Below are 13,765 nucleotides of genomic sequence, written 5' to 3' on the forward strand. Positions count from 1 at the left end.
GCTAATTTACTGAGGTTTCCGCAAGTGAAAAAATTATTATTCATAAAGAATTTAAGGCATACCGATAGTTCCCATCTTATCACGTGGAAATCAATAACTTATCCTGTTTCATCAATTGAAGTCCCATCAACGTAAAGTAGCACAAAACAAATTAAACAATGCGAAAATATGTTTTTTACCTTATTTTATGCTAAAAACACTATTTATTTTTTGGTCTGTTAACAGATGGGAATGGTCATTTTAAGTAAGAATCCGGTGGTGAAATGAAAATTCCCAGCTTCAGATAAGGCGCATTGGACAGCTCCACCATAAAGTCGGTAGCCAGATCGGATTTCGCTTCAAAATCGGTACTGAAATTTACCTGATAGCCGACCTCCATATCCAGCCATATCCAGGGCACCAGATTTTGCTCGGCCGATATAAAGGCCCGGATCTCCGAGTGATTCATGGAATAGTCCAGATTTTCCTCCATTTGGGGCACAGAGATCGAGTAACTGCGGCTGTTGTAACGGAACCCTCCCAGGAAAATGGTTTTGGGAGAGGCGTTGTAGCGCAGCACCGCCAGCGCGGGAAGTACGGACTCAAATCCCCAGCGATCGTTAAAATTACGGTTGTATATGAAGAACGGCAGAATAGTGGTATTGCGGAAACTGCTGGTAAAGTTCAGACCAAAACCATACTCCAGGTTTTCGCTTTTTTTAATCCCGAATACCCCGGTCGCATTGTAAATGGCGTAGCGGCCATCAAAATTGACCAGTCCGTTGTAGTCACCGTTATAAGAGGCCTTCAGCCGAAGTACGAAATAATTTTTTTCGTTAAAAGACTGGCTGCCAAACAGTTCAAAGCCCGTGTTTTTCAGGATGCGTTCATTAATGTACTGGAATACCGGCTCGTAATCCGGACCGATCCGGTCGAAATAGTACTGCTCCGGCCGGTAATTGAATCCCGCGAGTACTTTCAGACCTTCGGTATTGACGATCGGTACTTTCAGTTTAAAGATCAGATTCTCCAGATTATCAACAATACTGGGCGCTCCCTGGAATACCTGATTTTCGGGATTGATGGCCCCTCCGCGATTCCACTGGTAGGAAATTTCCAATCCACGGCTGCGGGATTTATTCTGTACGCCCGGTCGGCAGAGACAACGAATATTAAATCCACTATCTTCATCGTTATCTTCTCCGAGAAACCCCGGTCGGTTTTGACCGGAGAGAGGTACCAGCGCGAGAAGTAGGCATAGGACAAAGGCGTATCGTATCATAAAAAATTATTTTGGCCGTTTGTGTCTTTTGAACCTGCAAAGTCGAACAAAAGTTGGATGCTTCAACTATAGAGAATAAAAACTGTTCTATCCTCATCACTCAATTTTGAAGTCTTACTATGTTCAAGTTTCTGAAATGGACCTTTTATATTGTCGCCGGATTCGCATTGCTGCTGTTCGTTGGGTTTAAAGTATTGCAATTACAGACCAAGCGGTACAGTCCGGAAGATACCGTTACTTATAAAGCTGCGGGGAACGAATTGATGGTGTACTACAACCGACCGTACAAAAAAGAAAGAGCGATCTTCGGTAGTCTCGTACCATTCGGAGAGGTATGGCGTACGGGGGCAAACGAAGCTACGACTTTTTCTACGGAAGATCGCATCACTTTTGGTGGAAAGAAGCTGCGGGCGGGAACTTATACCCTCTGGACCGTTCCCGGACCGGATTCCTGGAAAGTCATTATCAATGATCGGCAGTATACGTGGGGCGTTACCACGGATGGGATTGCCAGCCGCGATCCGGCAGCCGATGTTCTGGAAGTGGATGTACCGGTGGAAAAAACGAAAAGAGAGGTGGAGCAATTTACCATCAATTTTGTCGGCAGTGGCCGGAAACCCGATCTGGTCCTCAGTTGGGATGAGACCCAGATCAGTATTCCGATCAATTGGTGACATACGAACAGGTGTTCGTAATTAAAGGATGGCTCAGGGCCGGTAGCGGAAGAATTTATTCGGGATGCGCCGGTGAAGCTGAATGTCATCCAGCGTCCACATCCGGGGTGCCTGATCATTGGCTATCAGGCCTTCCCGCCGGGGAAACATCAACCCGTCTACTGCACGATAATCTTCAAATATAGTTTTGTAGAGGATCCCGTCGTGAGCCGGATCTTCAGAATATTCGGCCGTCTGCTCAATGAGATAGGTTTCGGCATTTAGCCAGTACCATTGTTTATCCGTTGGTGATTTTGTCAATTCGAGACGGTAGCACCAGTGCCCGTTCAGTTGTTCGGAGGGTAACACCTGCATGGCATCCCGCCGCTGGTAAGCGTAGATCAATTCCCCGTAGAAATCCGGTTCTTCCGCCATTTCGATCGCTTCGCCCGGACGCATGGCTTCGTAGGTGCCGTTGACGACCAGCCAACCGGTTTTCCCGTCGTAGGATTTGGTTACGGTTCGGCCGGATAGCTGAAAATCCAGGCGAAATTTATCGGGCTTTTTGGCGTAGGCGATCACCGTACCGTTCGTACGTTGCTGCGTAATAACCCAGCTTTTCAGACGCAGCCAGGCTTTGGTCCCGCCCATGGCGCGGGCGTGACGTTCCATCAGACTGTCGACGGTAAGTGGTTCGGGATCGGAAAGGGTACCGGCATCCGCGCGGTACAGGAAAAGGCTGGTCACCAGCAAAAGGTAGAAAAACGACATATTGTGGAGTTTTGCTTCAATGATCAGACTTTGCGCTCAGGAAAAATAGTAAAAATCGGACGTCTGTGATTTTTTTACCTCAAAGCGGCGGGTGAGCAATTCGTCAAAAGCCGGTGCCATCCGGCCGGCGTGAGCAAGATATTGCCCGGGAGTCTCGTGGGTGAAGTATTTTACTTCTTTAATAAAGTGCATCTGATCAAAATAGCCGCCCTCGTACGCGAGATCCGTAAGTCGGGTAAAGTGGTGCCGGCGATACAGGAAAACACAGTGATTGAAACGCACGATGCGGGCGTATGCTTTGGGGGAAAGCCCGAGGTAGGACCGGAACAGCCGGTCCATCTGACGGTAGGAAACCCGGCTAATCTCCTGGAGATCGGCCATTTTTAATTGTCCCTTCTGTTTAAATATCTGCCCGGTGAGTTGGTCGACCAAACGAAATTGTGGGGTAATTATGCGCAGTTGTTTTAGAAAGAAGCGATTGAGATAGCCGACTTTTCCGTCCGGAGTACGGGCGCTCTGCAGTTGATTCGAAAGGTGACAGATGGTATTCCCAAACAAATCGATTGCGTCCACGATCTGATCCCGGAGCTCACTTTGGGCTATGCCCAGAAAAGCCGCCAGCCCCAGAGGCCGGAAGCGTACACCGTAGGTTTGTACCCACTGCCCGGCCGGGAAGGAATAAAAGACCGGTTGGGTCTTCTGGCCAACCAGCAGACAGCGGTCGGAATACCGGTCCGTACTATCCCGGGCTACACTTCTTCTCCGGAGCGGATGCCGGATGAACATCAAACTGGTATTGCCGTCGGGAACGATGCAGGATTCCAGGTCACCTGGCTGCTCCTCGTGCAGCCCCAGAGACCAGTAATTTTCGATATACGGACTCAGGCGTGGATCGGGCGGATAAGTGCGATATTGCATAACGGCCATTTTTAGCTTAGGAATGACCTTGAATATCCCCAAATCTGCCGGATTGCGGAAAAGGAATGGATGAACTCGGAAATTGTATCGCTTTTCTGGAAGGTCGGCCCTCGCTTTTAGCGGGCGTTTTCTTTGATCACTGCCAGATAACTGGTACACTGCTGTCGGGCCATCCGGTTGAAATAGGAGTCCGGGCCATTGGCCAGGATATCCTGCGCTTCTTCCAGTAAGCCAACGATCAGGTCATCGGTAGTGATGATATCGGTATCCTCTTCTTCCTGGTGGTTGTACAGCAGCACCGCCTGATTGATGAGCGCCCCCACGAAAAGCTCCTGTTGCCAGGGATAGAGGCTCACCAGTGACCGGGCCCGGTGGCAGTGCCGGATAATTTCCTCCTGCAGAACTGCCATGGTTTGCCAGCCGGAATCGGGATCTACACCTTCCAGCGTATCGGAAAGCGTACCCGCGTAGTCGATCAGCGCGTGTCCGAGCTGTTCACTGTTTTCCCGGGTAGGGTAGAAGTGGTAGGTCATTTCCTGGTTATATAGTTTCCGGCGGGGAAGTGACAGGGAAAAGTAGCGCTCTATGGTGTCCCGGAACATGAAGGAAGTATCGATCGCCGGATCGGGCAGGGCGTCGGATCCCATAAATTCCCGGGCAGAAACAGGCCTGGAAAGCAACTGCCACATGGGATTGCCGGGTAGGTGCGTGCGGACGAATTGATCCGGCCGGATCAGAAAATAGTCATCATTAGTGATCTGCACAAAATCGTTTTGCTTACTCAGCGTGCTACTTCCCCAGGTGGCATCCAGCAGGTACCATTCGTCCTTGATCCGCACTGCATTCCAGCTGTGATTGGGTTCTTCGATCGGAAGCTCGGTGATCGTTGTCCCTTTAGCGTATCCGTTGACGATCTCACCGGTAATGCCGGCCTCGTCGCACATTTTTTTGAAAAGTTGCGCGTAACCGAAACAGAGGGCTACTTTCCGTTCCAGAATATCCCGGATAAAATGGTTGATCCGCTTATCCTGCTCGATAGCTTTCCAATCGTAACCGATATGGGTGGTGATCCATACGTAGATCGCCCGGATCTTTTCCAGTTCTCCGGTAGTGCCTTCACACAGGTAGGCGGTGAGCTCGGGCAGATTACTTTCCAGCTGACGCGGACTCTTTCGCGCCCGTTGGTCGATGGCCGAAAAGTCACTGGCCCAGTCCTGAGCCCCCAGCGGGATCAGCACCGTAAAAGCGAGGCCAATACACAGTAATAATTTCCTGGAAGTGAAATGCATGCTGCTGGAGTTTTGCCAAACTCTGATCGAAAAAAGTCTCTCATTTGCCGAAATCAATCGCGATTCTGTCTCCACGCCATCTAAATTACTGTAAATCCCCGAAATATGATGAGAAGACTACTTTTTCAACTGATCAAGATCTCCTTTTTACTGGTGCTGCCGTTTCTGGCGCTGATCCGCACCGCCGGTTTCCTTTACGAAAACTACGGCTGGTTGCCCTGGGCGGCCCTGTTGGGCGGCGTGCTGACCAGCGCTTTCCTGCTTTTTATCTATCTGGTGTACATACAGGCCTGGTTGCGGGGCGCGCTGGGGAGCGGACGCTCGATGCGACGAACCTATTGGCTGGCCATTGCGCTGGTCAGCGTGTACTGTCTGCCGGCCTTATTCTATGTATCGACGGCCAATACCAAACATACGGAGGTAGCGGAGGAATTTACCAGTCTGCATCCGATCCTGCGGCTCAGCATCAGTACCCTGGTCTTTCTGGATAAGGGGCTCATTCTGACGGATGCTTCCCGCCGGCCGGAAGATTACCAGAAGATGGGCCTGCGTACGAATCACCGGTCGCTGCACTACACTCAGAGCAGCGGCTACGCCCATGCGGTGGACATTCGCACCCGCGGGCATTCCGAACTGCGGAATACGCTGGTTAAAGTTTATTTCAATCTGATGGGATTCAATACCTTGCGGCACGTAGGCACGGCCGATCATCTGCACGTATCGATATCGAGTCCGGATAAGGTGGGCGGGATCTGATCCCGGGAGGAGGGAAATAAAAAAAGCCGCGTAAGCGATACGCGGCTTCAAAATCCTTCAACAAAATTATGGAACCCCTTAATGGGAAATCTTAAGTCAAATCAATTATTTGATAACCAGTTCTTTATAGTAGGTTTTGTAGTCGGTGGTCACCATTACGTTGTATTTGCCTTTAGGCATAGTGGTGAGATCGTAGCGACGTTCTACTTTAATGACGTTATCAAAGTTTTCCTCGAATACCAGTTCGTTGTTCTGGAAGATGGATACTGCAACGTCAGTGATCTTTCCCCGGAAGAATGAAATGTCGAGATTGGTTTTGTTTGTCAGTATGGCCGGAGCAAAATACACTTTACGTTGGTTGGCGTCCATTTCAACACCGTCGAAAGTCAGGTCGATCGGCTGAACGATATCGCGGTTGGTGGTAGTGATCACCAGTTCGTAAGAACCGGTAGGCAGATTGGCCAGGTTGAACACTTTTCCGTAAGTATTCTTTCCGGCTTTCTCGTTGATCAGGGCTACCCCGAATGCATCGTATAAAGTAACAGTTGTTGCGCCCGGCTCGATGTTAGCCAGTTCCAGGCTGAATTTTTTGGCGTCCGCAATGGTGGCGATCCGTACATCGGGTTCCACCTCATTGGCGAAAGTCATTACGTTCAATCCTAAAAGAGCAACAACAAGGGTCATTTTTTTCAGTAAATCCTTCATAATAACACAGTTTGGTCCTACTAGTGTAGGGTTTTTGTTTTTAATCCTTTTTTTAACGGGTAATGATCATTTCCTTCAAGTGACAGTGCAAAGATGCACCAAAATATACCAACCGGTCTACCAGCGTTTTGATCAATACTTGTGCTAAATTACCATATAGGTGCGTTTATAGGCGCTTAACAGTTAAAATAGTATTACTTGCTTCCAAATTTAATTCTGTTGGACTGGTTTTGGGGAAATCCAAAACGGGAAATTTGAACTGAGAGACTATGTTTATTCTTTTCTGAAATTTGATACTCTAAAATGAAACCTGAAGGCAAAAAATCGAGTTAAAATAGTGGTAAAGCCAAAAAACTGAATGATAACTGCATTTTCGATAGTGAGATGATAAAGATCAGTGCAGATAACGGACTGTTTTATATAATAAAAATTTTGTTATTTCTTTTTGATTTCGTTATTTTGCCCTATCTACAAACCATCTCCCCTCCCTTTTTAGGCTGTCGTTACTAAGCGGTATATTTAGTTTATCGGATACCATTAGTATCGCTATCTACCCAACACGGACTATTTTATCTATTCCAAAAGAGCTTCCACAGAGGTCCAATACTAGATTTGAAAATACACGGCCTGTTTGTTTGATGCAAACAGGTATCGTAATCCCATAACATTGCTAAGTTTATTGACGCTATGAAGAAAGGTTTACTTTTCTTTGGGTTAGCCATCCTGGTTTATTCTTGTACCGGCGACCGTTTGGTGAACCCTATTGATTTAGAGCTCCAGAGAACCTTGGAAAGGCTCTCCCCTAACAAAGACCTGAGCGGCTGGGAACTCCCGGCCAGTGATAACTATGCACTTATCCCAGCCGGAAAAGGCAACCCACTAACCGAAGCTAAGGTAGAATTGGGTAAAATGCTTTTTTATGAAACGGGAATAGCCCGCAACTCCGTGCATAACAATGGAGGAGGCACCTATTCCTGTGCTACCTGCCACGTGCCATCGGCCGGCTTTATGCCCGGAAGGGCCCAGGGTATCGCCGACGGCGGTATCGGGTTCGGGGCCAAAGGTGAAGCCCGGATCATGATGGACAATTACGATGAAACGGAACTGGACGTTCAGGGAGCCAGAGCACTGAGCCTGCTGAACGTGGCCTACGTGACCAATACCACCTGGAGTGGTAAGTTCGGCGCCCATTTTGTCAATGCCGGTACCGAAGAATTGTGGCACAAAGATCCTACCACCGAAGCGAACTTCGAAGGACTGGACGGGCTGGAAAGCCAGAACCTGGAAGGCCTTGATCTCCACCGGATGGTGATTGATGAATACGTACTGGATACGCTGGGGTATCGCGAAATGTACGATGAGGCATTCGGTGATCTACCCCACGACGAACGATACGGTAAAACACCGACCAGCTTTGCGATCTCTGCTTACCTGCGAACTCTCCTGGCTAACGAAGCTCCTTTTCAGGAATGGATCAAGGGCGATGAAGACGCTATGTCGGATGAGGAAAAGCGGGGAGCACTGGTATTTTTCGGTAAGGCAGGATGCTACCGTTGCCACAAAGGCCCTGGACTGAATTCCATGGAATTCCACGCCCTGGGAGTTTTTGACCTCTACGAAAGCGGCGGTTTCAATACCGGCCCCGAGGACATTCGTAACTTCGGACGCGGCGGTTTTACCCTGAATCCGGAAGATAATTTCAAATTCAAGGTACCGGGTATCTATAATATGGCGGATTCACCCTTCTATTTCCACGGTAGTAGCCGGCACTCGCTACGTTCCGTAGTGGATTATTTCAACCGCGGTATTCCCGAGAATCCAAGAATTCCCGATGAGCAGATTTCGCCGCTGTTCCACCCGCTTAACCTGACGGAAGGGGAGATCGAAGATCTAATCTCTTTCCTGGGCGGTGGCTTGCGCGATCCGAACCTCAACCGCTACGTACCGGACTTTATTCTCTCCGGGAACTGCTTCCCGAACAATGACGATCTTTCCCGGCGCGATCTGGGATGTGAATAAAAGATAGCTTACCGTTTTCCGCCGGCATATAATACGCCGGCGGAAAACGGCAAATCTATTACCGGGCAACCTGGATTTTCCCGGAACTCCATTTTTCTACTTTTCCCTCTACCGTTTTTAAGAAATAAGCATAAAGGCCTGCGGGCAGATCACTAACGTCAAGCTGCAATTGACCGTTGAAGCGGCGTTGCAGGATCTGTTGCCCCTGGCTGTTAAAGAGCTGAAAGGAAAAATCTGCCAGTTCGAAACCTTCCGGAATGATCCGGACGTTTTGCCGGGCGGGATTGGGCTGTACCGATAAGCGGATCTCATGCCGGGGATCGGGTACGGCATCCAGCAGGTCTACGGTGATGGTCTGGCAGATCTGATCGGAACCGATAATATTGGAAACCGTCAGACAGACCTGGTATTCGCCGTCGGCCGTGAAGGTATATTCCGGATTTTGGGCATCGGAAGTCCCCCCGTCGCCAAAAGTCCATTCCCAGCCGGCGGGTGCGTTGGCCGACTGATCCGTGAAAACAAAAACGCCTTCGCCCTGATCTTCGTAAGTGAAAGCAGCTGCCGGGGCGCTGGCATTATCTACATCCAGAAAGAACTCTACATTTTCGATTTCACCGGTTACGACATCCAGATTGATGCTGACCGTACTTCCTTTACTTTCCGCGGAGATCCACTGGTACTGGACCGTTACGCTGGTATCGGCTAGAAATGGGATCCAGCTGCCGAAAACCTGCGCGTAGATCGAGTCCGCATTAATGGTCTCTATACGCTGACGAAGCGCTTCGTAATTATTGTAGGGAGTTTTGACCGTTCCGTAACCATCAACTTCCACGGTAGCCGTAGCGCGGCGGATCAGCCGGATGGAATCCACCCCGGGCAGGACGAGCGATCCATCCACGGTGGCATCTACGGAATAGAAATTCGTGAAGGCCGTACCGTAGGTAGTCGGGAAGTCATATAGCTTTTGCGGAGGTTGGAATTGTACCACTTCCAAACCAAAAGCCGCCGCTTCGGGCACTCCACCCCCCAGAATATAAACGGCGGTATCATTGCTTTGGATAAAAGTTTTAACTTGCTCGGAAGTAATGATGAGGTTGGCGCCCGGATAATTCTCAACGTCGGGATCCATGACGGTATCCGAAGCGATCAGCTGGAAATACTCGTCGGCCTGGAGCTGACTGAAATCCCAGGTCTGATCGGGGCCGGCCATTCCGATATTCAAATTCGTAGCGGTGGTATCCCTGGCGTAAAAAAGCGTATCGCCCGGCGCGGGCACGTTTTCCTGCGTCAGGGTGATCTGAGCACCTAAGCCCAGCGGTAAAAGAAATAAAAGTAGAGGAAAGTACTTCATAGGCTGGATTGTTGACTTTTGAATGATGCTCAAATTCAGATAAAAAGGCGACAATTCCAAACTATTGCAAGCTCACGGGCAGGCACAAAAAAAGACAGACACCGTTTGGTGCCTGCCATTTAAATGAGAAACCCTTTACAAACCTATATTTTATCGGGAAGCAATTCCCGCGATTAATCAAAGTAGCCGGGCATTTACTTGAGCAAATACTTACCGGCTCAAAAATTGGAGCCCCCAAGAGTTACAGTTATCAGCCCGAACTTCAGGCAGGAGCCGGTCCCGAGGGACTTTTTCCAATCTGAAAGGCAAAATAACTGGCCAAAATCGGCCCCTTCAACCGATCCTGATTTGGGAGCTCCGGTGACATCTACCCCACCGTCACCTTGTGCATTATCCGCCCGTAAAACGGGCGGATTTTTCTTTTCTGGAGTTAGTTTATGAGCTGCTTTACTAAACGAAAAAGTTGCTACAATTCCGGGCATAAGGTGTCCATTGCAAGCATGCTTGCTGGTCGGTTCGGCCCTGGTAACAGGCTGATATGTGAGGGTAGATCTCATTGCATTCAACGATCGTTCCAATGAGCCCGGCAAACCGAAAAAATTCAGATTTGACCTATCTCAGGCTAACGGAAGAATGGAATAGATTACAAGAATCGTTAAATGGAAAATGAATGATATCTATGGTAATAGAGAAAAGGAAGGTACGAGGCGTGACCTATAGGTACACGGATTGAGGGTGTGTTTGAATTAGTCATGGGATCACGGTTTGAGGGATTTGGGAATTATAATTTCTAAAACACAAAACAAAGACTTAATAGTCTTATTGCCACAAATATAGGGTTTTAATTCTAGAGAAACATGCCTCCGTCCAGGTATTTTTAAATTTTAATTTAACTTATATATCTTGCCAGCAAGGCGAATCCACTCCGATCCGCCCACTTGCAAACAACAGATTATAGCCGTTCGCGAAGAACATAATCTATCGATTATTGTTAGTTGCTTGTTCAAATTTAACGCGAGCAATATGCAAGTAAAAGAAAAACGCTGGGAGCAATTTATTCCCCGGGACCTGGAGGAGGTCTGGCATTTCTTTTCCAGACCCGAAAACCTGAATGACATCACGCCGGAAGACATGTCCTTTGAGATCCTTTCCGATGTCGCCGATACCCCGATGTACGAAGGAATGATCATTCGCTACAATGTACGGCCGCTGCTCAACATCCCGATGAACTGGGTAACGGAGATCACCCATGTACGCGACGGGGAATACTTCATTGACGAACAGCGGTTCGGCCCCTATGCGCTATGGCACCATCAGCACCACTTCCAGACGGTGGAAGGCGGGACGCGCATGGTGGATATCCTGCATTACAAGATCCCCTACGGCATCATCGGCAATATCGCCGATGCACTGATCGTGGATAAAAAGATCGAGGGGATCTTTCAATTCCGTTACGAAGAGATCGAACGCCGTTTCGGTAAATACGATCTGGCGGCCGCCACTACCTGACAATGGCCACATCGCCCGTGAGGGTAGCGGACCTGGATGCACCATTTTCGGATACGGTATAATCCAGTACCCAGATGTAGATCCCCATTTCCATTTCCTGACTGCCGTACCGGCCGTCCCAGCCCGTATTGTAATCACTGCTTTCGAATAGCTGGGTCCCCCAGCGGTTAAATACCTTGAGGTTATAGCTGAGTACTTCGCAATTGGGGAACGAGCGGAAAGTATCGTTGATGCCGTCCCCGTCCGGGGAAAAGGCATTCGGAAAATAAAACGTACACATCTCACACTCCTGGATCTCCACTTCGTCCTCGAAAAGCTGGCACTGGGTTGAAACCGTGACACTGTAGAGCCCGGGGGCGTCTACGTCCAAAGTGGGGGTAGTGATCCCGTTTGACCAGACGTATTCGGCGGGGGTGCCGGCCGAAGCATCCAGCCGGAGCCTGCTGCCCGGGCAGTAAAAGGTATCCTGCCCCAACTCCGTCTGAATGGAGTCGATCACCGTGATGAAAACCGCATCGGTCAGCACATTGCAGGCTGTATTGACCGTCACGGCGTAAAGGCCGGTAGTTGTTACCGGTATATTCGGCTGAGTGGAGCCGTCCTGCCACTGGTAGGTGGCTCCGGGAATATTTACACTGAGGGTCAGTGGATCGATCACACAAATACTGGTATCTGCCCCTAACTCCAGGGTAGGGGTTTCGATGAAGGAAACATTGATCTCGTCGCTGACCACCTCACAGGGCGTCGTGATGGTAACGGAATAGGTTCCATCTTCGGTGATCTGATAGGTCGGCTGATTGCTGCCGTCCTGCCACTGGTAGCTTTCAACATCCTCATTAGTGACGTCCAGAGTCAGCACTTCGCCTTCGCAGAGGACCTGGTCGGCACCCAGTTCCAGTTGCACAGCCTGCACGTAATCGATAGTCACTTCATCACTGGTGGTGCCGCAGGCATTGGTAACGGCTACGGTGTAGGTTCCTTCGCTGTTTACGGTATAGGCGGTGGTGGTGCTGCCGTCCTGCCAGACGTATTCGGCATACGGACTTTCGGCGTCCAGCACGGTGACTTCATCCGGACACAACTGCTGATCCGCTCCGAGTTCTACCTCGGGTACGTCCATCAGATAGATGACCTCTATCGCATCCTCGACGATCCCACAGTCGTTTTCCACCGTCACGGCGTACAGCCCATTTTGGGTAACCGAATAGGTTGGGCCCGTCGAACCGTCCTGCCACTGATAAGTAGCCAGCATATTGGTAGCATCCAGGGTCAGGTTGTCTCCGGCACAGAGCAGGGAGGTATCCGCTCCGAGTTCCAGTTCCAGGGTAAAAGCGTAATCAATGGTAAAATCCATGCTGAACGCCCGGGAGGGGTTGCCGCAAACGTCGAGCACCTGGTCGGTTTCGTTGGTCACTAGGGAGAAGGTAAAGTCACCCAGTTCGTTGATCGGCGGGTCGATCAGCAGGCGGTAATTTTTGTCGTAGTCCCCTCCGCTCTGGCAAATGCCCCCTTCTATGATCAGGTTGTAGGGACCTCCCGGACCAGTCAGACTAAAATTGGCATTGTTGATCGTACTACAGTCGATATTTTCCGTAAAAGCCATTTCGATATGGGTTTCACCGCAATCATCCGGAACACTTACGTCGGCTACTTCGGGCCGGGATTCATCGAGGATACCGAGTCCGGTAGATTCACTAAAGTCGATGGTATAGCCATTGGTCGATCCACTCCAGTTGGAGACCATCAGCACGTAGGTATTTCGCGCCCGCATCGGAATCCGGTCGTTGAAAGCCGTCCGGCCCTGGGCCAGATTTGGAGAATTGGCGTTACAGCCGGCACCCTGAATGTCGAAATTAGTGTCTCCCGTGGCGCCGGTCAGACCGTTACAGGAGCCGCCTCCGGCTGCGTTACAGCTCACCATCAGGCTTTGATTGTTGCGGATATCCGCACAGTTGGCATTGGTGATATTGAATAGCGCCCAGTCGTAATCATCGTTGATATCGTTCGGGGTGATCAGAAAGCCCAGCTCTCCGTCTTCCTGCACCGTAAATACGTACCAAATAGAGTTCAGCTCGCCGGCCGTACAACTGATATTCGTATTGATCTCATTTCGGTAGTTCCCATCGCCGCTGGGAGATTTATCTTCTTTGTAAACCGTTTGACAGACCGGGATCGCTCCGAGGCAGTCCTGTATGGTGGGTTGTTGGGCGTGAGCAAGGGGAGTCAGGCTCCAACATAACAGAAAGAGTACAATAGATCGGGTAAAATCAGTAATCATAGGTTCAGATCCTTCAATTAAAGAATTCAAGTCAATTAAATATCCGGTAGACAACAATCTAACTGTGGGATGGAAAATAAGTAGTAGGTCTGGTCTGCTGAAGAGTAGTTTGAATGGCAGAACTCAGGAAATCGCCGTTGCTGTTAATTAATTCAAGTTGCGATACTTGAATTGTAGAGAGTAGATGGTAAAGCGTAAAGAGACTGCAACCGTTAAAATGAGCGATTTTGCTCCATTTTAACGATAGGTAATCCC

Annotated in this window: 12 protein-coding genes; 4 read left to right on the forward strand and 8 right to left on the reverse strand. The window is 49.5% G+C overall.

Translation table 11 applies throughout. The annotated features are described in order from the left end of the window. Positions 1-235: 235 nt before the first annotated feature. The gene (locus CRP01_RS20530; RefSeq protein ID WP_099151980.1) at positions 236-1,261 is read right to left on the reverse strand and encodes a DUF6268 family outer membrane beta-barrel protein; all 1,026 of its coding nucleotides are present in this window, start codon (positions 1,259-1,261) and stop codon (positions 236-238) included. 119 nt (positions 1,262-1,380) lie between these two features. Here CRP01_RS20530 and CRP01_RS20535 point away from each other — a divergent pair, with 119 nt between their 5' ends. Next, complete coding sequence (locus CRP01_RS20535; protein ID WP_099151981.1) at positions 1,381-1,935, forward strand: DUF2911 domain-containing protein; 555 nt, start codon at positions 1,381-1,383, stop codon at positions 1,933-1,935. A 33-nt stretch (positions 1,936-1,968) separates the two neighbouring features. On the opposite strand, the gene CRP01_RS20540 is transcribed toward CRP01_RS20535, so the two are convergent. The 3 genes from CRP01_RS20540 to CRP01_RS20550 form a co-directional block, all read right to left on the reverse strand. Next, on the reverse strand, positions 1,969-2,685 hold the full coding sequence (locus CRP01_RS20540) for a LolA-like protein (protein WP_099151982.1): 717 nt from the start codon (positions 2,683-2,685) through the stop codon (positions 1,969-1,971). A 36-nt stretch (positions 2,686-2,721) separates the two neighbouring features. Beyond that, entirely contained in the window at positions 2,722-3,603 is an 882-nt protein-coding gene (locus CRP01_RS20545) for an AraC family transcriptional regulator (protein WP_170110470.1), read from the reverse strand. Positions 3,604-3,719: 116 nt separating this feature from the next. After that, positions 3,720-4,892, reverse strand: a complete 1,173-nt coding sequence (locus CRP01_RS20550; protein ID WP_099151984.1) for a transglutaminase domain-containing protein — start codon at positions 4,890-4,892, stop codon at positions 3,720-3,722. Between the two features lie 105 nt (positions 4,893-4,997). Here CRP01_RS20550 and CRP01_RS20555 point away from each other — a divergent pair, with 105 nt between their 5' ends. Further along, positions 4,998-5,648 carry a hypothetical protein gene (locus tag CRP01_RS20555; RefSeq protein WP_099151985.1) on the forward strand — a complete coding sequence of 217 codons (651 nt, stop codon included), beginning with the start codon at positions 4,998-5,000 and terminating at the stop codon, positions 5,646-5,648. 105 nt (positions 5,649-5,753) lie between these two features. On the opposite strand, the gene CRP01_RS20560 is transcribed toward CRP01_RS20555, so the two are convergent. After that, positions 5,754-6,353 carry a hypothetical protein gene (locus CRP01_RS20560; protein WP_099151986.1) on the reverse strand — a complete coding sequence of 200 codons (600 nt, stop codon included), beginning with the start codon at positions 6,351-6,353 and terminating at the stop codon, positions 5,754-5,756. 687 nt (positions 6,354-7,040) lie between these two features. Here CRP01_RS20560 and CRP01_RS20565 point away from each other — a divergent pair. Next, positions 7,041-8,372, forward strand: coding sequence for a cytochrome-c peroxidase (locus tag CRP01_RS20565; RefSeq protein ID WP_099151987.1), 1,332 nt, complete (start codon positions 7,041-7,043; stop codon positions 8,370-8,372). A 58-nt stretch (positions 8,373-8,430) separates the two neighbouring features. Here the strand turns inward: CRP01_RS20565 and CRP01_RS20570 are convergent, their stop codons facing one another. After that, positions 8,431-9,723 carry a PKD domain-containing protein gene (locus CRP01_RS20570; RefSeq protein ID WP_099151988.1) on the reverse strand — a complete coding sequence of 431 codons (1,293 nt, stop codon included), beginning with the start codon at positions 9,721-9,723 and terminating at the stop codon, positions 8,431-8,433. 218 nt (positions 9,724-9,941) lie between these two features. After that, positions 9,942-10,205, reverse strand: coding sequence for a hypothetical protein (locus CRP01_RS42380; protein WP_099151989.1), 264 nt, complete (start codon positions 10,203-10,205; stop codon positions 9,942-9,944). A gap of 541 nt (positions 10,206-10,746) precedes the next feature. Here CRP01_RS42380 and CRP01_RS20580 point away from each other — a divergent pair. Then, positions 10,747-11,232: an SRPBCC family protein gene (locus tag CRP01_RS20580; protein WP_099151990.1), complete on the forward strand. Its 486-nt coding sequence runs from the start codon at positions 10,747-10,749 to the stop codon at positions 11,230-11,232. On the opposite strand, the gene CRP01_RS20585 is transcribed toward CRP01_RS20580, so the two are convergent. Next, on the reverse strand, positions 11,225-13,510 hold the full coding sequence (locus tag CRP01_RS20585; RefSeq protein ID WP_099151991.1) for a T9SS type B sorting domain-containing protein: 2,286 nt from the start codon (positions 13,508-13,510) through the stop codon (positions 11,225-11,227). The genes CRP01_RS20580 and CRP01_RS20585 overlap by 8 nt on opposite strands. Between the last annotated feature and the right edge of the window lie 255 nt (positions 13,511-13,765).

The sequence above is a fragment of the Flavilitoribacter nigricans DSM 23189 = NBRC 102662 genome (genome assembly GCF_002646595.1).
Lineage (GTDB): Bacteria > Bacteroidota > Bacteroidia > Chitinophagales > Saprospiraceae > Flavilitoribacter > Flavilitoribacter nigricans.

Excerpts from the sequence above, each read along its gene's own strand:
- CRP01_RS20530 (WP_099151980.1), bottom strand. The coding sequence starts at position 1,261 with ATGATACGATACGCCTTTGTCCTATGCCTACTTCTCGCGCTGGTACCT.
- CRP01_RS20535 (WP_099151981.1), top strand. The coding sequence starts at position 1,381 with ATGTTCAAGTTTCTGAAATGGACCTTTTATATTGTCGCCGGATTCGCA.
- CRP01_RS20540 (WP_099151982.1), bottom strand. The coding sequence starts at position 2,685 with ATGTCGTTTTTCTACCTTTTGCTGGTGACCAGCCTTTTCCTGTACCGC.
- CRP01_RS20545 (WP_170110470.1), bottom strand. The coding sequence starts at position 3,603 with ATGCAATATCGCACTTATCCGCCCGATCCACGCCTGAGTCCGTATATC.
- CRP01_RS20550 (WP_099151984.1), bottom strand. The coding sequence starts at position 4,892 with ATGCATTTCACTTCCAGGAAATTATTACTGTGTATTGGCCTCGCTTTT.
- CRP01_RS20555 (WP_099151985.1), top strand. The coding sequence starts at position 4,998 with ATGATGAGAAGACTACTTTTTCAACTGATCAAGATCTCCTTTTTACTG.
- CRP01_RS20560 (WP_099151986.1), bottom strand. The coding sequence starts at position 6,353 with ATGAAGGATTTACTGAAAAAAATGACCCTTGTTGTTGCTCTTTTAGGA.
- CRP01_RS20565 (WP_099151987.1), top strand. The coding sequence starts at position 7,041 with ATGAAGAAAGGTTTACTTTTCTTTGGGTTAGCCATCCTGGTTTATTCT.
- CRP01_RS20570 (WP_099151988.1), bottom strand. The coding sequence starts at position 9,723 with ATGAAGTACTTTCCTCTACTTTTATTTCTTTTACCGCTGGGCTTAGGT.
- CRP01_RS42380 (WP_099151989.1), bottom strand. The coding sequence starts at position 10,205 with ATGCCCGGAATTGTAGCAACTTTTTCGTTTAGTAAAGCAGCTCATAAA.
- CRP01_RS20580 (WP_099151990.1), top strand. The coding sequence starts at position 10,747 with ATGCAAGTAAAAGAAAAACGCTGGGAGCAATTTATTCCCCGGGACCTG.
- CRP01_RS20585 (WP_099151991.1), bottom strand. The coding sequence starts at position 13,510 with ATGATTACTGATTTTACCCGATCTATTGTACTCTTTCTGTTATGTTGG.